This window comes from Cupriavidus gilardii (genome assembly GCF_017598945.1).
Classification (GTDB): Bacteria; Pseudomonadota; Gammaproteobacteria; order Burkholderiales; family Burkholderiaceae; genus Cupriavidus; species Cupriavidus gilardii_E.
This window is the reverse complement of sequence record NZ_JAGFTW010000010.1, coordinates 43,315-62,894: the sequence shown is the minus strand read 5'-3', so window position 1 is coordinate 62,894 and position 19,580 is coordinate 43,315. Positions and strand designations below refer to the sequence as shown.

At 70.3% G+C, this 19,580-nt stretch carries 15 protein-coding genes; 8 read left to right on the top strand and 7 right to left on the bottom strand.

All coding sequences use genetic code 11. The features are described from left to right. The first annotated feature begins 11 nt into the window (after positions 1-11). Both J5T34_RS04980 and J5T34_RS04975 read left to right on the top strand, forming a co-directional pair. Positions 12-443 carry a DUF1841 family protein gene (locus J5T34_RS04980; RefSeq protein WP_208578872.1) on the top strand — a complete coding sequence of 144 codons (432 nt, stop codon included), beginning with the start codon at positions 12-14 and terminating at the stop codon, positions 441-443. A 169-nt stretch (positions 444-612) separates the two neighbouring features. After that, positions 613-1,932: a phospholipase A gene (locus tag J5T34_RS04975; protein ID WP_208578999.1), complete on the top strand. Its 1,320-nt coding sequence runs from the start codon at positions 613-615 to the stop codon at positions 1,930-1,932. Between the two features lie 61 nt (positions 1,933-1,993). Here the strand turns inward: J5T34_RS04975 and J5T34_RS04970 are convergent, their stop codons facing one another. Both J5T34_RS04970 and grpE read right to left on the bottom strand, forming a co-directional pair. Next, complete coding sequence (locus J5T34_RS04970) at positions 1,994-2,410, bottom strand: thioredoxin family protein (RefSeq protein WP_208578871.1); 417 nt, start codon at positions 2,408-2,410, stop codon at positions 1,994-1,996. A gap of 89 nt (positions 2,411-2,499) precedes the next feature. Further along, positions 2,500-3,099, bottom strand: coding sequence for a nucleotide exchange factor GrpE (gene grpE / locus J5T34_RS04965; protein WP_208578870.1), 600 nt, complete (start codon positions 3,097-3,099; stop codon positions 2,500-2,502). 263 nt (positions 3,100-3,362) lie between these two features. On the opposite strand from grpE, the gene J5T34_RS04960 reads away from it, so the two are divergent. After that, on the top strand, positions 3,363-3,548 hold the full coding sequence (locus tag J5T34_RS04960; protein WP_174105849.1) for a hypothetical protein: 186 nt from the start codon (positions 3,363-3,365) through the stop codon (positions 3,546-3,548). Positions 3,549-3,582: 34 nt separating this feature from the next. On the opposite strand, the gene J5T34_RS04955 is transcribed toward J5T34_RS04960, so the two are convergent. From J5T34_RS04955 to hrcA, 3 genes are all read right to left on the bottom strand, one after another. Continuing rightward, positions 3,583-3,978: an RNA-binding S4 domain-containing protein gene (locus J5T34_RS04955; RefSeq protein ID WP_208578869.1), complete on the bottom strand. Its 396-nt coding sequence runs from the start codon at positions 3,976-3,978 to the stop codon at positions 3,583-3,585. After that, entirely contained in the window at positions 3,975-5,090 is a 1,116-nt protein-coding gene (gene hemH / locus J5T34_RS04950; RefSeq protein ID WP_208578868.1) for a ferrochelatase, read from the bottom strand. The genes J5T34_RS04955 and hemH overlap by 4 nt, the downstream gene beginning before the upstream one ends. A 115-nt stretch (positions 5,091-5,205) precedes the next feature. Beyond that, positions 5,206-6,243: a heat-inducible transcriptional repressor HrcA gene (gene hrcA / locus J5T34_RS04945; RefSeq protein WP_174105851.1), complete on the bottom strand. Its 1,038-nt coding sequence runs from the start codon at positions 6,241-6,243 to the stop codon at positions 5,206-5,208. 102 nt (positions 6,244-6,345) lie between these two features. On the opposite strand from hrcA, the gene J5T34_RS04940 reads away from it, so the two are divergent. The 4 genes from J5T34_RS04940 (at position 6,346) to J5T34_RS04925 (ending at position 11,508) form a co-directional block, all read left to right on the top strand. After that, positions 6,346-7,263: an NAD kinase gene (locus J5T34_RS04940; protein WP_208578867.1), complete on the top strand. Its 918-nt coding sequence runs from the start codon at positions 6,346-6,348 to the stop codon at positions 7,261-7,263. An 84-nt stretch (positions 7,264-7,347) separates the two neighbouring features. Further along, positions 7,348-9,066 carry a DNA repair protein RecN gene (recN, locus tag J5T34_RS04935; RefSeq protein ID WP_208578866.1) on the top strand — a complete coding sequence of 573 codons (1,719 nt, stop codon included), beginning with the start codon at positions 7,348-7,350 and terminating at the stop codon, positions 9,064-9,066. 105 nt (positions 9,067-9,171) lie between these two features. Then, positions 9,172-9,651: a hypothetical protein gene (locus J5T34_RS04930; RefSeq protein ID WP_244258702.1), complete on the top strand. Its 480-nt coding sequence runs from the start codon at positions 9,172-9,174 to the stop codon at positions 9,649-9,651. A gap of 183 nt (positions 9,652-9,834) precedes the next feature. Then, positions 9,835-11,508 carry a S8 family peptidase gene (locus J5T34_RS04925; protein ID WP_208578865.1) on the top strand — a complete coding sequence of 558 codons (1,674 nt, stop codon included), beginning with the start codon at positions 9,835-9,837 and terminating at the stop codon, positions 11,506-11,508. Between the two features lie 16 nt (positions 11,509-11,524). On the opposite strand, the gene rrtA is transcribed toward J5T34_RS04925, so the two are convergent. Both rrtA and glnE read right to left on the bottom strand, forming a co-directional pair. Continuing rightward, on the bottom strand, positions 11,525-12,181 hold the full coding sequence (gene rrtA / locus J5T34_RS04920) for a rhombosortase (protein ID WP_432207629.1): 657 nt from the start codon (positions 12,179-12,181) through the stop codon (positions 11,525-11,527). Positions 12,182-12,187: 6 nt separating this feature from the next. Further along, the gene (gene glnE / locus J5T34_RS04915) at positions 12,188-15,112 is read right to left on the bottom strand and encodes a bifunctional [glutamate--ammonia ligase]-adenylyl-L-tyrosine phosphorylase/[glutamate--ammonia-ligase] adenylyltransferase (protein ID WP_208578864.1); all 2,925 of its coding nucleotides are present in this window, start codon (positions 15,110-15,112) and stop codon (positions 12,188-12,190) included. 120 nt (positions 15,113-15,232) lie between these two features. Between glnE and J5T34_RS04910 the strand changes: the two genes are divergently transcribed. Further along, the gene (locus tag J5T34_RS04910; protein ID WP_208578863.1) at positions 15,233-19,570 is read left to right on the top strand and encodes a YhdP family protein; all 4,338 of its coding nucleotides are present in this window, start codon (positions 15,233-15,235) and stop codon (positions 19,568-19,570) included. Positions 19,571-19,580 lie beyond the last annotated feature (10 nt).

Sequence of the window (19,580 nt, the reverse complement as noted above, 5' to 3'; positions counted from 1 at the left end):
TCGCCCCCATCATGTTCAATCCCTCCCGTGAAGAAGTCCGCCGGTTCTTTTGCGAAGCCTGGCGCAAGCAAGGCGCCAACGAAGTGCTGACGCCCCTCGAGGCCGTCGCCGTCGACTGGATGCGCGCCCATCCCGAATATCACGACCAGTTGGCCGATGCCGAGGCGGCGATCGCCGAGGAATTCACGCCCGAGCGCGGGCAGACCAATCCCTTCCTGCATCTGGCCATGCATCTGTCGATCGCCGAGCAGGTGTCGGTCGACCAGCCCCGCGGCATCCGCCAGGCGTTCGAACAGCTGGCGCGCCGGCTCGATTCGCCGCACGAGGCACACCATCAGATGATGGAATGCCTCGGCGAAATGCTGTGGCAATCGCAACGCAGCGGGCTGCCGCCCGACGGCGAGCAATATATCGCCTGCGTGCAACGCCGCGCGCGCGGCTGATTTGCGCGGCCTTTGCGTTTGATCCCGCGGCGGGGCCCGCCGCGGTCGGCCCAGCGCCCGTACAAATCGTCACAGCCAGCCCTCCCCCGGGCGTGCTAGGCTTTGCCGCGTTGCCATTCCGGGGCCGTGCCATGCGTCATATCCGGCACGCCCGCCAAAATCTCCGATGATGTCGTTGCTCCGAACCCCGTCCGCGGGCCGTCGGCCGCGTCTGCGCGCGCCCGCGGCAGCCGTCTCCCTCGCCCTCGCCGCGCTGTGCGCGCCGTCCGCTCACGCCGCGATCGCCCTGCTGCAGCCGCCGCGCGTGCTGGACGGCGCGCAGCCGCTGCGGCTAACGTTGCTGGTGACCGCGGACACGGCCAACCGCAGCTATCTGGTGCCGGATACGCTGGAAGTGGTCGCCTCGCCGGAAATGCTGGCGCCGGTGCGCATCACGATGCGCCGGATCACGCCGGGGCCAGCCACGGTGCGCCTGCGCCGGGGCGAGAATCGCACCATCCAGTATCAGGGCGAGATCCCGCCGAGCCTGCGCGGCCAGATCCGGCTCGATCCGGTCGGCATCGACGCCGCGCCGGTGCTGGTGACGCTGAACCAGTCGGGAGTCACGCCGCCGGCCACCGCAGCGACGCCGTCCCCCTCCGCAGCGCCGGCCACCGCCGCTGCCACGCCGGCGGACGAAGGCGAGCAGCACGCGGATGTTGCCGCGACGCCGGTCGAGTCAGTGATCCAGCCGAAGGGACCGGGCCAGCCCCTCTACGATCAGCCGATCCTGACCGGAGGCAGCCGGCTGACCTTCAACGACCCGATGTACTACGCCGTCGGCGCGCACGGCGGCGCCAATGCCAAGTTCCAGTTCAGCTTCAAGTACCGGATCTTCGAAGGCCGCGACCCGAACTCGCGCTACTGGCTGGACAACCTGTATCTGGGCTACACGCAGTTCTCGCTGTGGGATCTGTCGGAGGAATCGAAGCCCTTCCACGACACCAACTACCGGCCCAGCATCTTCTATTACCTGTCCGATACCGGCGTGCGCAATCGCTGGATCAGCCGGCTGTCGGTGGCCACCGGCCTGGAGCACGAGTCGAACGGCCGCGACGGCGATCAGTCGCGCAGCATCAATACGCTGTTCCTGAAACCGACCTTCCACTTCGGCGAGACCAACGACTGGCACTGGACCGTGACGCCCAAGCTCTACTACTACCTGGAGAAGAGCGACAACAGCGATATCGCGCGTTACCGCGGCTATATGGATCTGCGCGTCGCCTATGGCAAACCCGACTCGTGGGAGCTGGCGGCGACGGTGCGCAAGGGCACCCGCCAGTGGTACGGCAGCGTCGATGCGCAGTTCACCTACCCGATGGGCCGGCTGATACCGGGCACCGCCGGCTATCTGATGGCGGGCTATTTCGTCGGCTATGGCGAGAGCCTGCTCGACTACAACCGCAAGACGCCCTGGCAGTTCCGCATCGGCTATTCGCTGAACCGCTGAACCGCCGAGCCGCTGTGCCGCCGAGCTGCCGAGCCCGGTACCCGCTCCCGCTACCGGAGCGTCATCCGCCGAGCGGCTTGCCGCTCGCCTTCAGCCGCGCGTTGGCAACGGCGGCGGAGAACTGTCCGATGCCATGCCAACCGGTGGCGCGGCCCAGCTTCTTGCCGCGGTGGAAGAACATGAACACCGGGATGCCGTACAGCCCGAAGCGCCGTCCCAGCGCCGGATAGGTGTAGACGTCGGCATGCAGCCAGTGCAGCTTCATCTCGCGCAGCGGCTCCGGATTCGCGAGCATGGCCTTCTTGGCCATCTCGCAGTTGTAGCAGTCCGCGCCCCAGAAGAACACGCAGACCAGCTCGTCGCCCGCCGCGACAAGCGCGTCGTCGATGCTGTCGTGATCGACCTCGCGCATGCCGAAGGTGTCGAACGCGCGGTGATCCGTGTGGGGCGCCGGCGCTGAGCCGAACGGGTAAGGCATCGCATTTCTCCACAAAAGAGAACGCCCGGAGCCGAAGCGGCGCCGGGCGTGGCTGCGCATCGGTGGCGGGCCGGTCTGCCCGCCGACGCTTACTTCGGCGCAGCCACCGTCACCAGGGCAGGCCGCAGGACCCGGTCCGCGATCAGATAGCCGCGCTGCAGCACGGCCACCACCGTGTTCGGCTCCTGCTCCGACGGCACCATCGAAATCGCCTGGTGCCGATGCGGGTCGAACTTCTCGCCGACCGGATTCAGTTCGACCATGCGGCCCTTTTCGAACGCGCTGGCCAGCTGCTTGGCGGTCAGCTCGACCCCCTCGCGCAGCTTGGCGATATCGCCCGAGCCATCGGCCAGCGCGGCCTGCAGGCTGTCCATCACCGGCAGCAGATGCTCGGCAAAGCTTTCGATGGCGAACTTGTGCGCCTTGGCCACGTCGTCCTGCGCGCGGCGCCGGATGTTTTCGGCCTCGGCCACCGCACGCAGGTACATGTCGTAATGCTCGCGTGCCTTGGCTTCCTGTTCCGCCAATTGCGCGGCCAGTTGTGCCGCCGGCTGGCTCGCCACGTCATCCGCGGCGGCGGGCTCGGCCGTTTGAGGGGACGTGGCCGATTGCGCGGCTTGCGCTTCGGCGGCCTGGTCTGCGGGCGAGGTCGGCGGCGTGTTGGATGGCGTTTGCTTCTGGTCTTCCATGTCGATCCGTTTCAGAACAAGTTGCGGCCGCGCGAGGCGGTCCGCCTGGGGTCAATCGGAATTCAGGTGGCAACTGGTGGCGCCAAGCCGATATTTCAAGAGCGGATGGACATCTGCAGGAAACATCAGCTTACAAACTTAAACCAGTGCTGCGGGAAGTGAAATTGCTTTGCTGCAGTGCAACTTCTAAGATAAATCGAAAAAAGCGACAAAACTGCCGGGGTGTCGTCCCATATTGAAGTTTTTCCAGCCGGGGTAAGGCCATGCGCAAGCTGCCGAAGCCGTCCAACAAAACGCCGAAGTTCTCGCTGTTCACGCTGCTGGTACTTCTTTCCCTTGCGGCCCTGACCGTCTTCATCTGGCTCTCCGACGGCCTGACCCCACACGACAGCGTGGCCGGGGGCGCCGATCCTGCGCTGAGCCAATACATCATCCAGTACTCCCGCTGAAAGGCGAGCCGGCCACGCCGGCCCTGCCAGCGCTTCACCGTTTCAGGTCCTCGATGCGGCGGCGGTCCCGCTTGGTCGGACGCCCCTGCAATTGGGACGCCGGCTCGACATGGAGACGCCGCCGCTCGGCGTCCGCGGCACGCGCTTTCCGGCTTTCCTCGGTTTCCTCATAGAGCGTCTGGGCCACCGAAGCGGGTCCGCGGGCCGGGGCGACGCCCTTGACCACCAGTTCCCAACGCTGCTGGTGCGCCTCGATGCGGATGGTGTCGCCCGGCTTGACCTCGCGCGAATTCTTGCATGGCTGGCCATTGACCTCCACCCGCCCGCGCTCGACGGCTTCGGCTGCCAGCGAGCGGGTCTTGAAGAAGCGCGCGCACCACAGCCATTTGTCGATGCGCTGGCGCGCATCGGCTTCGTAAGACGGATTCATGCCGCGGCCCCCCTTGCCTGCGCCAGCGAGCGCCTGGCCTCCAGTTCGTGCGCATGCGGCAGCCGCAACGGCCAGCCCTGCATATGCTGCAGCGCGATCTCCGACAGCGCGGTGATCCAGAACGGCGCGTCGTTCAGGCACGGTATGAAGTGAAACTCCTTGCCGCCGGCCATCTTGAACTCGGACTGCCCTTCCATCGCGATCTCTTCGAGCGTCTCGATGCAGTCGGCCGGAAAACCCGGGCAGAACACGTCGACCCGGGCGGTGCCGACCTTGCCCAGCTCGGTCAGCGTCGGCGCGGTATAGGGCTGCAGCCACTCCGCCTTGCCGAAGCGCGACTGGAAGGTGACCTGGTACTGGCCTGGCTGCAGACCCAGCGCCTCGCCGAGCATGCGGCCGGTCTTCAGGCATTCGCAGTGATACGGATCGCCCAGTTCCAGCGTGCGCCGCGGCACGCCGTGGAACGACAGGATCAGCCGATCGCCGCGCGCGAAATCCGGCGCGCCGTGCTGCGCCCAGTAGGCGCCGACCTGCTGGTGAAGCGCGCCCAGATACGCCGGATGATCGTGGAAATGTTTGACCAGCCGCAGTTCCGGCTGATTGCGCCATTCGCCCAGCACGCGAAACAGTTCGTCGAAGGCGGTTGCGGTGGTGGTACCGGAATACTGCGGGTACATCGGCAGCGCCAGGATGCGCTCGCAGCCCTGGCGCCGCAGCGCCTCCATCACCGAGGGAATCGACGGGTTGCCGTAGCGCATCGCGCAGGCCACCGTCACGTCGTGCCCCTGCTGCGCCAGCAGCTGCTGCAGGGCATGCGCCTGGCGTTCGGTATGGACCAGCAGCGGCGAGCCGGTGCGGTGCGCCTCGCGCAGCCAGATCGATTCGTATTTCAGCGCCGAGGCGCGCGAGCGCAGCGGCAGGATCAGGCCGTACAGCACCGGCAGCCAGGCCGCGCGCGGAATCTCGACCACGCGCGGGTCGGACAGGAACTGCTTCAGGTAGCGGCCGACCGCCTTCGGGGTCGGCTCGTCGGGCGTGCCCAGGTTGATCAGCAGGATCGCCGTGCGCGGCGCCTGCCCATGCCGATAGGCCGGTTCTGCGGTAAAGGTCATAAGGATTCCGGTATCGCTGAGGCGCCGCCGCCGAAGGCATGGCACCTGCGGGGCCGTCCGGCCGCGCCGCCAAGACCGCCATCTGGCTGGTGGCCGGGTCCGGCCCTCGCCGCCATCAGTTCTGGCTGCTCAGCGCGCTCGACAGCAGCCGCGCGGTGATATCGACGATCGGGATCACCCGGTCATAGGCCATCCGCGTCGGGCCGATCACGCCGAGCGTGCCGACGATCTGGCCGTCGACCTCGTACGGGGCGGTAATCACCGCCATGTCCTCCAGCGGCACCAGCCGGCTCTCGCCGCCGATGAAGATCTGCACGCCCTCCGCATGGCTGGACACGTCCAGCAGCTGCAGCAGGCTGGTCTTGTGCTCGAACACGTCGAACAGCCGGCGCAGCTTGTCCATGCTCGAGGCCAGGTCCTCGACTTCGAGCAGCTTGCGTTCGCCCGAGATATAGACCTGCTCGTCCTCGTCGGCCATCGCGCTGCTGCCGGCCTCGACCGCGGCCTGCATCAGCTCGGACATGTCGATGCGCAGCGCCTTCAGTTCGTCGCGCAGCCGCTCGCGCACCGTGTCGAAGCGCATGCCCGCGTAATGCGTGTTGATGAAATTGGCGGCCTCGACCAGTTGCGACGCGCTGTAGGGCAGCTCGGTCTGAATGATGCGATTCTGCACGTCGCCTTCGGGCGTCACGATGATCAGCAGGATGCGCTTGTCGGACAGGCGCATGAATTCGATCTGCCGGAAGGCCTGCGCGCGGCGCGGGGTCATCACCACGCCGGCAAACTGCGACAGGTTCGACAGCGTGCGCGCGGCCGTGGTGATCATCCGCTGCGGGCTTTGTTCCTGCGCGCCCAGTTCGCCCTGGATCAGCCCGGCCAGCTTGGTACGGTCGAACTGATTGTCGAGCGGCTGGGCCGTCAGCATGGTATCGACGAACAACCGGTAGCCGCGCGGGGTCGGGATCCGTCCGGCCGACGTGTGCGGGCTGGCGATGAAGCCCATCTCCTCCAGGTCCGACATCACGTTGCGGATGGTCGCCGGCGACAGGTCCAGACCGGAGTATTTCGACAGCGTACGCGAGCCGACCGGCTGCCCTTCGGCGATGTAGCGCTCGATCAGGGTCTTGAGAAGGGTTTTCGCTCGTTCGTCCATGGTGTCCCGATTTTACGCAAGTTTTGCGCCTTGGGGCTCGCGCTGGCACTCGCCCCCGGGCCCGTGCTGACAATGGTCATGGCGGTATGGTCTAATCCGGGCATGTCTGCACACCCCAAGTCCGGCGCCGCGCACGCGCCCTTTCGCACGGTTGCCCTGATCGGCAGGTATTCGACCGCCGGCATCGAGGGCCCGCTCGAGGAACTGGCGGCCTGCATCCTGCGCAACGGCCAGGACGTGGTGTTCGAACGCGAGACCGCGCTGGCCACCGGCCTGACAGACTACCCCGCCCTGTCGGCCGACGAGATCGGACGGGAGGCCGACGTCGCCGTGGTGCTCGGCGGCGACGGCACGCTGCTCGGACTCGCGCGCCAGCTGGCCGGCTTTTCTGTGCCGCTGATCGGCGTCAACCACGGCCGTCTCGGTTTCATGACGGACATTCCGCTGGAGGATGTGCAATCGGTGCTGCCGGCCATGCTCAGCGGCAACTACGAGCCCGAGAACCGCATGCTGCTCGAATCGCGCGTGATCCGCGACGACGGCGTGATCTTCTCCGCCCTGGCCTTGAACGACGTGGTGGTCAATCGTTCGGGCATCTCCGGCATGGTCGAGCTCGCGGTCTCGGTGGACGGCTACTTCATGTACAACCAGCGTTCGGACGGCCTGATCGTGTCGACGCCGACCGGCTCGACCGCCTATGCGCTGTCGGCCGGCGGACCGATCCTGCATCCGACGCTGTCGGGGCTGGTGCTGGTCCCGATCGCCCCGCATGCGCTGTCGAACCGGCCCATCGTGCTGCCGCACGACGCCGAGGTGTCGATCGAGGTCGCCACCGCGCGCGATGCCAGCGTCAACTTCGACATGCAGTCGCTGACCTCGCTGCTGCCGGGCGATCGCATCGTGGTGCGCCGCTCGGCCCGGACCATCAATCTGCTTCACCCGGTCGGCTACAACTACTACGCCACGCTGCGCAAGAAGCTGCACTGGCACGAGTATCCGACCGAAGACAACCGGCTCTGAGCGCGATCGGCCCACCTCGTCCGCTTCGCCCGCACAGCCGATCCCGATCCCTCTCCAAGTCATCGCCGCCTCCCGTCGCCAAAGATGCTGCGCAGCCTGTCCATCCGCGATTTCGTCATCGTCGATACGCTCGACCTCGACTTTTCCGCCGGCTTCACCGTGTTCACCGGCGAGACCGGCGCCGGCAAGTCGATCCTGATCGATGCGCTCGCGCTGGTGCTCGGCGAGCGCGCCGATGCCGGCGTGGTGCGCGAGGGCGCGGCGCGCGCCAGCGTCAGCGCCACCTTCTCCACGCACCCCGCGCTGGACGCCTGGCTCAACGAGCAGGCGCTGGCCGAGGATGACGGCAACGTGCTGCTGCGCCGGGTCGTCGATGCCAACGGCCGCAGCAAGGCCTTCATCAACGGCAACGCCGCCACGCTGGCGCAGCTGCGCGAAGTCGGCGACCAGCTGGTCGACATCCACGGCCAGCACGCCCACCAGCTGCTGCTGCGGCCCGACGCGCAGCGCCTGCTGCTCGACGCGCATGCCGGCCTGACCGCGCAGGCGGCTGCGGTGGCGGAGGCCTGGCGCACCTGGCGCGCCTGCGTGCGCCAGCGCGAGGCGGTCGAACAGCAATCGCGCGAGATGCAGCTAGAACGCGAGCGGCTCGAATGGCAGGTCGGCGAGCTCGACAAGCTGGCGCCGCAGCCGGACGAATGGGAAGCGATCCAGGCCGAGCACAAGCGGCTGTCGCATGCGGCCAGCCTGCTCGAGGGCGGCCGCGCCGCGCTCGATGCGCTGTCCGAAGCCGACGGCGCGGTGCTGTCCGCGCTCAGCGCGATGGTGCACCGGCTGCGCCAGCTGGCCGAGGTCGACCCCGCGCTGGCCGATGTGGTGACGGCGCTGGAAGCGGCCGAGGTGCAGGCCGAGGAAGCGGCCCACTCGCTGACCCGCTATGTCGACCGGCTCGAACTCGATCCCGAACGGCTGCAGGTCGTCGAGGAACGGATGCAGGCGCTGCACACCGCCGCGCGCAAGTTCCGCGTGCCGCCCGAACAGTTGCCCGAGGAACTGCTGGCGCGCCGCCAGCAGCTCGACGATCTGCAGGCCGCGCAGGACCTGAACAAGATCACCGCGCGCGAGGCCGCGGCCCGCGCCGCCTATCTGACCATCGCCCGCCATCTCAGCGACAGCCGTCGCGAGGCCGCCGAGCGGCTGTCGGCAGCCGTGACCGAGGCGATGCAGGGCCTGTCGATGGCCGGCGGCAGCTTCACCGTGGCGCTGCACCCGATCGAGGAAGGCGCCAGCCACGGGCTCGAACAGGTCGAGTTCCTGGTGGCGGGCCACGCGGGGGTCAGCGCGCGGCCGCTGGCGAAGGTGGCCTCCGGCGGCGAACTGGCGCGCATCAGCCTGGCGATCTCGGTGATCACCAGCGAGGCCGCGCCGACGCCGACGCTGATCTTCGACGAGGTCGATACCGGCATCGGCGGCGCGGTCGCCGAAGTGGTCGGCCGCCGGCTGCAGGAGCTCGGCCGCGCCCGTCAGGTCCTGTGCGTGACCCACCTGCCCCAGGTCGCGGCGCAGGCCGGCACGCATCTGCTGGTCAGCAAGGAGACCGTCGGCGACGGCGGCGAGGCCGTGACGCGCTCGCAGATCCGCGTGCTCGATGCCGCCGGCCGGGTGGTGGAGACCGCGCGCATGCTGGGCGGTGCCACGGTCACCGCCACCACGCTGCAACACGCCGAGGAGATGCTGGCGCAAGGTGCGCGCGGCGCCCCGGCTGCCAAGGAAGGCCGGCGGGCGCGACGGGCGGCCAGCTGAACGTGCCGACGTATCCGACGTATCCGACGCCTGCGACGCCTCCGACGTCCCCTCCCCCCGAACCGCACCAAACCGCACCGAACCGTACCGATCACGGGAAATGCCATGTTCTTCGCCAAACCGCCCTCGACTCTCGACGCCCCGTCCGGTACGCGCTGTGAGGCCATCCAGGCCCGCCGCGGCGTCAGCCGCACCACGCGCCGGCTGACGCTCGCGGTGGCGCTGTGCGGCCTGGCGCTGGCGGCCGCGTGCAGTTCGAAGCCGGCCATGCCGCCGCCGGGCAGCATCACCGACGATCGCGCGGTCGGCGACATCCTGGTCCGCTTCACGCCGCCGGCCGTCGATACCTCGCTGCAGGCCGGGGAACTGCTGGCCCAGGCCAAGGGGCCGATCCGCTTCGTGGTCAAGCGCCCGATGTCCGGCGGTACCTGGCTGGTCACCGCGATCTCGCCGTCGCCGGACGCCACCATCGAGCAGGCGGTCTCCACGCTGCGCGGCCTGCCGCGCATCGAAGCGGCCGAGGCGGACCGCCGCCTGACGCCTAGCCGCCCGAAGCCGACCGGGCGCGACATGCCGGCCGACTGAAGACCAGCCGACGGCGGCCGTTAACCGATCGAGGACGGGAAACGGCCGCCGGCGTCACCCCGACAGCGTGCGCTGTCGGACGACGGCTGATTGCCCGACCGCATTACCCTGTCTATCGTCGTTGAGTCACATGCCCGCGAGCGCCGGCCACCGCATACCGGCTTCGCCCCTCCGGAGGTGTTCATGCCGCGTTCGATTCCGCCCGTCGCCCTGCGTCTGGTCCTGGCCGCCGCCGTGTCGGCGGGCGCCATCCTGTCTCCGTCGGCCGCGCTGGCCGCGCCTGATGCCAATGCCGGCGCCCGCCCGGCGCCGGTCTACAGCGGCAACATCATCGTGCGCTGGAAGGACGCCCCTGCCGGTACCGCGCTGATGCCGGCCGAGGCCGCCGCCGAACAGGTGCGCAAGCTCGCCGAGCAGACCGGCATTGGACTGACCGTCAAGCGGCAGATGGGCGGCAACCTGGCCCTGCTCGGCTTGCCGGCCGGCAAGGGAGCCGATCCCGAAGCGGTGGCCGCCCAACTGCGCCAGGATCCGCGCGTGGCGGACGCGGTGCCGGACCGCTGGCTGCGGCCGCATGACACGGTGCCCAACGATCCCGAATTCGCGATCAACCAGCCGTATCTGGGCTCGCCCTCCGTGATCCCGGGCGCGGCCAATCTGCCCGCCGCCTGGGATCGCTCCCCCGGCAACGAAGGGCTGGTGATCGCCGTGGTCGATACCGGCGTGCTGCGGCATCCGGATCTGGCCTCGCGGCTGGTGGCCGGTTATGACTTCATCGCCGATCCGCAGTATTCGCAGGATGGCGACGGCCGCGACGGCGACCCGACCGACGCCGGCGATTACGTGCCGCAGGGCTTCGCGTGTCCGGGCATGCCGGCCGCCCAGAACCTGCGGCCCAGCACCTGGCACGGCACCCGGGTCGCCAGCGTGCTCGGTGCGGTCACCAACAACGGCCAGGACGTCGCCGGCGTGGACTGGAGCGCCCGCATCCAGCCGCTGCGCGTCTCCGGCCGCTGCGGCGCGCTGCTGTCCGATACCGTCGACGCGATGCGCTGGGCCGGCGGCCTGCCGGTGCCGAATGTGCCGAACAACCCCACGCCGGCGCGCGTGGTCAATATCAGCCTCGGTGCGGGCACCTGCAGCAGCTTCGAACAGCAGGCGGTCGATGAACTGGCCGCGCGCGGCGTCGTGGTGGTGGCGGCCGCGGGCAACAGCGCCGGCGCGGTGGAAGCGCCGGCCGACTGCCGCGGCGTGATCGCGGTGACCGCGCATGTCAACGACGGCGAGAACGCCAGCTATGCCAACGTCGGCCCTCAGATCGCGATCAGCGCGCCCGGCGGTGGCTGCGGCAACAGCAAGATCTCCAACGGGGCCTGCCTGGCGCCGCCGTCGGCGATCCGCACGCTGACCAACGATGGCGAAACGACGGCGCGCAATTACACGCTGGTGAACTCGCAAGGCACCAGCTTCGCGGCGCCGATGGTGTCGGGCGTGGCCTCGCTGATGCTGGCGGTCAACGGCAATCTGTCGACGGCGCAGGTGACCGAGCTGCTCAAGAGCAGCGCGCGTCCGCATCCTGCCAATACCTATTGCACGACCGGCAGCAATACGAACACGTGCGGCGCCGGCCTGCTGGACGCCGATCGCGCGCTGCTCGCGGCCGCGGGCGCGCCGCTTCCGCCGGCTCCGGCACCGGCGCCGGGCACCGGCGGCGGCAATGGTGGCGGCAATGGCGCCGGTGGCGACGACGGTGGCGGCGGCGGTGCGGTCTCGTTGTGGGGCGGCGCGGCACTGGCGCTGGCCGGCCTGTTCGGCCTGCTGCTGCCCGCGGGCCGTCGCCGTCAGGCGCAACGTTGAAGCAAGGGCCGGCGCGCTAGCCCTGCGCGGCGCGCCGCTGCCCCCACCACTGCTGGACGAGCCACCAGCCGAAGCCGGCGATCGCGCCGGCCGCATGGGCGGCGCGCACCACGCCGAAACCCCAGACCGCATCGAAGCGCACCGGCGCGAGCCACGACTGTTCCAGCCACAGCTTGATCAGCACGCCGGCGGCCAGCGCGACGCCGATGGCGCGGGACCAGCGGTCGGCGGCCAGCAGGCGCAAGGCGCCCCAGAGCGCCAGCCCATGCAGCGCCCCCGACAGGCCGCCATACCAGCGCACCGCCGGCTGCCACAGCAGCGCGACCTGCACCGCCACCCCACAGACCAGCAAGGCCAGCAGCATCTGCCGTGCGCCGGCGGCGCGGCCGGCCAGCAACAGCAAACCGGAGGCTGCCAGCAGATTGCCGAGCCAGTGGCGTCCATCGAGATGGACCCACATCGCGGTCAGCAGCCGCCACCATTGGCGGTCGCCGCCAGGCAGCATCAGCGCATCGCGAAGATACAGGCCGTGCGCATGGAGCCATGGCACGAAGGTGAAGGCGGCGGACAGCGCGCCGATCGCCGCGATCGCGCCGAGGGCCGGCAGCACGCGCAACCAGGCCGAAGATCGCGTCGCGGCCGGCGCCGCGCCGCCGTCGTGCTCGGCGCGCACCGCCGCTCAATCCTCGCCGAACACGGCCTGCCATAGCGCGCGGACATCGCGCGCCTGCGCCTCGATGGTCTGCGCCGGCACGCGCGCCTGATCCTGGCCATCGAGCCGCAGCTTGTGCTGGCGCGCACGGAAGGTCCGGTAGGCGTCGCCGACCGCCTCGGCCAGCTTGGCGTCGATCAGGCCAAGCTGCCCGGCCATCCGCAGCAGCGCGATATTGCCGGCATTGCGCGTCAGCTCGGGATGGGCGCGGCTGTGCAGCAGCACCAGGTATTGCACGGTGAACTCGATGTCGACCATGCCGCCGCGGTCGTGCTTCAGGTCGAAGCGGTCGCTGCGGTTCGGATGGCCTTCGGCCACCTTGTGCCGCATCGCCACGATCTCCTGGCGCAGCGTGTCGGCATCGCGCGGCTGGCACAGGACTTCCTCGCGCAGCCGCTCGAAGCGCGCGCCGAGTTCGCGATCGCCGGCGCAGAAGCGCGCGCGCGTCAGCGCCTGGTGCTCCCACACCCAGGCGGTGTTGTCGCCCTGGCGCAGCTGATAGCGGCGGAACGACTCGAAGCTGGTGACCAGCAGACCCGCCGCGCCATTGGGCCGCAGCCGCGTGTCGACATCGAACAGCATGCCCGCCGCGGTATGGCTGGTCAGCCAGGTGATCAGGCGGCGCGCATAGGCGGCGTAGATCTCCGCGGCGCCGTCGTCATCGTCGTCGTGCAGGAAGATGATGTCGAGGTCCGACGCGTAGCCGAGCTCCTTGCCGCCCAGCCGGCCATAGGCGATCACCGCGAAGCGCGGTGTCTCGCGATGGCGCATCGGCAGCTGCTGCCAGACCGCGGTCAGCGTGACGTCGAGCATCGCGTCGGCCAGGTCGGACAGGCGGTCGGCGATCTGCTCGACGGTCAGCCTGCCGTGCAGGTCCTGCAGCAGCACGCGGAAGGTCTCGGCATGGTGCTCGCGGCGCAGGATGTCCATCTGCGCCTCGACCTGTCCGTGGGCGGCCAGCAGCCGCTCGCCGAGCCGGGCGCGGAAGGCCTCCCAGTCCGGTACGCTGGCCAGCGCCTCGGCATCGAGCAGCTCGTCGAGCAGTTGCGGATGCCGCGTCAGATAGGTGGCAGCCCAGCGCGACGCGTGCAGCGTATGGGCGACGCGCTCCATCGCCTGCGGATACTCGGACAGCAGCGACAGATAGGACGCGCGCCGGCTGATCGCGTCGAAGAAGTCGAGAAAGCGCGCGATGGTGGCGTCGGCATCGTCCTGCCGTCCGGCCAGGTCCAGCGCGCGATTGACCAGCAGGTCGAAACGCCCGCGGCTCTGCTCGGACAGCGCCCGGTAGCGCGGCGACGCGGCCGTGGCGCGCAGCCGTTCGAGCAGCCCGCCGCAGTCGCTGTAGCCCGCCTGCGCCAGACGCGCGCACGGCGCCTCCTCGTCCTCGCCATGCGCCAGCGCCGGCCACAGCGTCTCGGCGGGCGCCTGGCCCTGTTCGGGGTCCGAGAAGGTGACCTCGAACTGCTGCGCCACCGGCTCCTGCAGTTCCGCCAATCGCGCCAGCAGCGCCGGCCAGTCCGCGCAGCCCATCATGCGCGCGACGGCCAGCTGTTCCTCCTCGCTGGTCGGCAGATGGTGGGTCTGCGCATCGTCGCGATACTGCAGCCGGTGTTCCAGCTGGCGCAGGAAACGATAGGCGTCGGACAGCTGCAACGCCTGTCCTGCCGGCAGCAGCCCGCGCTCGACGGCGATCGCCAGCACCTCCAGCGTCGGCCGCGCGCGCAGCGCCAGGTCCTGGCCGCCGCGGATCAGCTGGAACACCTGCGCCATGAATTCGATCTCGCGGATGCCGCCCCGGCCCAGCTTGATGTCGGCCGAGCGCTGGTTGACGCCATGTCCGGCCAGACCGCCGCTGCGCTTGGCGGCCTCCGCGCGGATCTGCGCATGCAGCGAGCGGATCGCGGCGATCACGCCGTAGTCCAGATAGCGGCGGAACACGAAGGGGGTGGTCAGCCGCGCCAGCTGGTCGGCGGTGCGCTGCGCGTGCGGCGTCGCCATCGACGACACCACGCGGCCCTTGATCCAGGCATAGCGCTCCCATTCGCGCCCCTGCACCACCAGGTATTCCTCCAGCATGCCGAGGCTGCAGGCCAGCGGTCCGGCGTCGCCATTGGGCCGCAGCCGCATGTCGACGCGGAACACATAGCCGTCGGCGGTGGTCTCGGCCAGCACGCTGATCAGGCGCCGGCCCAGCCGCGTGAAATATTCGTGGTTCGACAGGCTGCGCTGGCCGCCCGCGGTGTCGCCGTCCTCGTCGTAGAGAAAGATCAGATCGATATCCGACGACACGTTCAGCTCGCGGCCGCCGAGCTTGCCCATGCCGACCACGATCAGCTCCTGCACCTCGCCGCTGTGCTCGCCGACGGGCCGGCCGAAGGTCGGCGCCATGTCGTCCGTCAGCGTGGCGAGCGCATGCTGGATCGACAGTTCGGCCAGGTCGGTCATCGCGCCGGTGACCTCGGCCAGCGTGGCCAGGCCGCGCAGATCGCGCTCGATGACGGTGCACATCACCTCGGCGCGCAGCCGGCGCAGCGCCTGGCCGATGGCCTGCTCGGCATCGGCTGCGGGCTGCCGCAGCGCCGCCAGCCGCGACTCCATCCAGACACGGGTCAGCGGCTCGGCGCTGGCCTGGGCGACCAGCGCCGCCAACTCGGGCCGGGCCTGCATCACGCGCCGCACATAATGCGAGGCGGCCGCCGAGTACAATGCGTGTCCCTCGCAATCGGCGGGGTCGAAAGCCGTCGCGGGGGCCAGCGCGAAGGCGCCGCTGGCCATGCCGCCCAGGCCGCCGGCGGCGGTGGCGGCATCGATGGGATCGATGGCAGCGGCGGCGTCGGCAGCGTGCCGACCGGCGCCTGCCTGGGAACTCGCAATATCTGGGGAAGTCATTCCTGTCACTTGGATGGATCGCGGCAGAGGCACGCCGCGCGAGGAACCATGCGCCACCGGTAACGCCGCCCGGGCTGGCTTCGAATTGGAGAGCGGCTAGTATTGTCGGATAATCTGCGCATGTCCAGCCGCGCCACCCCACCCGCCGAACGCCCCACCCCGTCCAGCGGCGCGGCAGCCGCCCCAGGCCCCGCCGGTTCCCCGGCCGGCGCCACGGCGGCCCCGGGCGCCGGTCCCGCCTCCTCGACCTCCCCTCGCTCCGGCAAGTCGTTTTCGACCTCGGTCTGGCGCCGCCAGGCCGGTCAGCTGTTTCGCTCCCTGAAGGCCTCGCCGCACGCCATCGGCCACGCCGTCGCGGCGGCGGTGCGCCACCGCTGCTGGGGCTGGATCGCGCGCTGGCTGCTGCGCATCGGCGTCGCGCTCGCGAGCGTCGCCGCAGTGCTGTTCCTGCTGATGCGCTTCGTGCTGTGGCCCCAGGCGGCCGGCGCGCGCGCGTGGCTGGAGGAGCGCGGTTCGCAGGCGCTGTCGGCGCGCCTCACCATCGCGGCGCTGGAGACCTCCTGGGACGGCTGGCATCCGGCCTTCCGTGCGCGCGGCGTGCGTCTGCTCGACGAGCAGCAGCGCGTGCTGCTGTCGGCGGACACGCTGCAGGGCGCCTTGTCCTGGCACTCGCTGGGCGCGCTCGAGCTGCGCTTCGCCCGCTTCGATGCCGACCGCGCCGACGTACTGGTGCACCGCTCCCCGCAGGGCCGGCTGGCGATCGCCGGCATGCCGGTCCGGACCCAGGACCGCAGCGGCGACGATCATCGCTTCCTCGACTGGCTGCTGGCGCAGGGCTCGGTCTCGCTGACCGGCGGCAAGGTCCGCTGGCTCGACGAACAGCGCGGCCTGCCGGTGCTGGAGGTCGGCGACATCCTGCTGCGCTCGACCCGCAGCGGCGCTCGCCACGACCTGCGGCTGGAGGCGCGCTCGGCCGCGCTGGCCGCGCGCCCGCTGGTGGTCACCGGCACCTTCCGCCATACCTATCTGCATGCCCCCGGCGACTGGCGCAACTGGCGCGGCCAGGCCAGCTGGGATATCGGCCAGCTGCAGCTGCCGGCGGTGCAGCGCTATCTGAGCCTGTTCGAGCAGGTCGACAGCGGCGTGCTCAGCAGCGACGGCACCATCGAATTCGCCAACGGCAAGATGCTGCGCAGCCAGGCACGGCTGCGCGCCAACGCGGTCGATCTGCGCCTGGCCGGCGCGGCCGAGCCGTTGCGGCTGAATCAGTCGCAGGCGCTGCTGCTGCATCGGCGCGAAGGCGCCGACAACCAGCTGACCGTGGACACGCTGCTGTGGGAGCCCGCCGGCGCGCAGGCGCAGGCCACCGGCGGCGCCTGGCGCGAGGGCATGCGCCGTGTCACGCTGCGCTGGGCGCGGGACGACAAAGGCATGCTGCGCCGGCTGGCGCTGAAGGCGCCGACGCTCGACCTCGACGCGCTGCGCGCGCTGTCGACCGCGATGCCGCTCGATACCGCGCTGGCCCGTCAGGTGCGCGCGCTGCGGCCGTCGGGCCGGCTCGACAACCTCGACATCGACTGGAGCCGGGAGCGCGGCGGCCTGCTGCAGCGGCAAGGCGGTCCGACCCGCTATCGGGTCCAGGGCACACTGCGCAACGTGTCGGTCCGCGAGCAGCCGGCCGAACCGGCGTTCGACAAGAACGGCCATGCGAACCTGGGCGTGCCCGGCTTCAGCGGCCTGTCGGGCAACTTCTCCTTCGACCAGCAAGGCGGCAGCGCCCGCTTCGAGGGCACCCAGGCGACGCTGACCTTCCCCGGCGTGTTCGAAGACCCGCGCCTGCCCTTCGACGAACTGGCCGGTGCCCTCCAGTGGCGGCGCGAGGGCGGCAAGCTGGTGGTGCGCACCGACGGCATCCGCTTTGCCAACGCCGATACGGCCGGCACCGTGCGCGGCAACTGGCGCGAAGGCGGCGACGGCCACGCCGGCATCGCCGAACTCGATGGCCAGCTCGATCGCGCGCAGATCGCCCGCGTGCCGCGCTACCTGCCGCTACATGTGCCCGCCAGCACGCGCCACTATCTGTCCGGCGCGCTGGCCGGGGGCCAGTCGGAAGCGGTGCGCTTCCAGGTCAAGGGCGACCTCGCCCACTTCCCGTTCCACGGCGACGCCGCCCGGCATGGCGACTTCCGCGTCGACGTGCCGCTGCGCCAGGCGTCCTATCAGATCGATCCGCACGGCGCCGACGGCAAGCCGGTCTGGCCGCTGTTCACCGAGATCGACGGCAGCCTGCAGTTCGAGCGCGGCGCGATGGGGCTGACGGTCGAGCGCGCCTCGGTGCAGGGCATCGCCGGCGTCGCGCTGCGCGACATCAAGGGCCGCATCGACGAACTCGACCACCGCGGGCGGCTGACGCTGGACGGCAGCGCCAGCGGCCCGATGCAGGGCTTCCTGCGCTATGTCGCCAGCAGCCCGGTGCGCGAGTGGACCGGCAATGTCACCGGCGAGGCGCGCGGCCAGGGCAATGGCGAACTGCGGCTCAAGGTCGATCTGCCGCTGGCCGATGCCGCCCGCAGCAAGGTCGAGGGCCAGTACCGCCTGACCGGCAACGACGTGGTGCTCGCGCCGGGCCTGCCGATGCTGGGCGGCGCCACCGGTACGGTCGCGTTCAACGAGCACGGCTTCCAGCTCGACGCGGTGCGGGCGCGCCTGCTCGGCGGCGAGGTGCGGGCCGGCGGCGGCACCCAGTCCGACGGCACGGTGCGCGTGACCGCTGCCGGCACTGCGAACGCGCGCGGCATCGCCGAGGCGCTGGCCGGCGCCGGCTTGACGCCGCTGGCACGCCGCTTCGACGGCAATGCCAGCTACCAGGCGGTGATCGGCGTGCGCGAGCGCCAGCCGGTGGTCTCGTTCACCGCCGACCTCGCCGGCATGGCGGTCGACCTGCCGGCGCCGCTGGCCAAGCCGGCCGGGCAGCCGGCGCCGCTGCGCTTCGAACTGCGCCCGCTGGCCGGCCGCGCCGGCCATGAAGAACTCGAACTGCAATACGGCACGATGCTCAACGCGCGCTATCTGCTGCGCCGTGGCCCGGGCGGCGTCCAGGTGGTCAATGGCGGTATCGGCATCGGCCAGCCCACGCCCACGCCCGCCACCGGAGTCACCGCCGCCCTGGCGGTCGACCGTTTCGATCTGGACGGCTGGCGCGCGGCCCTGGCGAGCGGCCCGGGCAACGGTCCCGCCAAAGACGGCAGCGGCGGGGCCGGCGAACCGGCCACCGCGGCCTACCTGCCCGAGCGCATCACCGCACGATCGCGTACGCTGCTGGCCTTCGGCCGCGAGCTCGACGACGTGACGCTGGACGCCGTGCGCGCGCCGCAGTCCGGCGATCCCGGCTGGCAATTCCGGCTGGACTCGCGCCAGATTGCCGGCCAGATGCAATGGCGCGCGGTGCCGTCCAGCCCGGGCGGCGCGCTGACGCTGCGGCTGTCGCGGCTGAACATCCCCGACAGCCAGGACACCAGCAAGGTGGCCGACGCGCTGGCCGGCCAGATCGAGGAGCTGCCGTCGATCGATCTGCAGGCCGAGCACTTCGAATTGCGCGGCCACGACTTCGGCAAGCTGCAGGTCAAGGCGCACAGCGCGCTGGACAATGGCGAGCCGGTCTGGACGCTCGAATCGCTGACGCTGGAACAACCCGGCGCGACTTTCACCGGCCAGGGCAGCTGGCGCGTGCCGCGGCGCGTGCGCGACAGCGGCAAGGCCGGCGGCCAGCGCCGCACGCTGCTGAGCTTCAACGTCGACGTGCGCAATGCCGGCGACGTGCTCGACCGGCTCGGCATGCCCCATACGCTGCGCGACGGCAAGGGCAAGCTGGAGGGCCGCATCCGCTGGATCGGCTCGCCGCTGGCGATCGACTATGCCTCGCTGAACGGGCGCATGGCGCTGAAGCTCGAGAACGGCCAGATCGTCAGCGTCGAGCCCGGCGCCGCCAAGCTGCTGGGCGTGCTCAGCCTGCAAAGCGTGATGCGGCTGGTGACGCTGGACTTTCGCGGCATCGCCGGCGAGGGCCTGGTGTTCGACGAGATCAGCGCGACCGGCACCATCGAGAACGGCATCGCCAGCACCAGCGACTTCCGCCTGAAGAGCCCGCAGGTCAGCGCGGCGATGACGGGCAGCGCCAATCTCCCGCAGGAAACGCAGGATCTCGAGGTCGCGCTGGTGCCGCGCATCAACGCGACCTCGGCCTCGGTCGCCGCCGCCTTCATCAATCCGGCGCTGGGGATCGGCACGCTGGCGGCCCAATTGCTGTTCGCCGACGAGTTCTCCAAGGCCTTCACGCAGCACTACAAGGTCACCGGAAGCTGGGCCGAGCCGCGTATCGCCAAGGTGGGGGACAATAGCGCCGACGGGCAGCGCCGGGCCCCCGACCGCCGCCAGCCCGAGCAATCCTATATGCCGTAATTGCGCCATC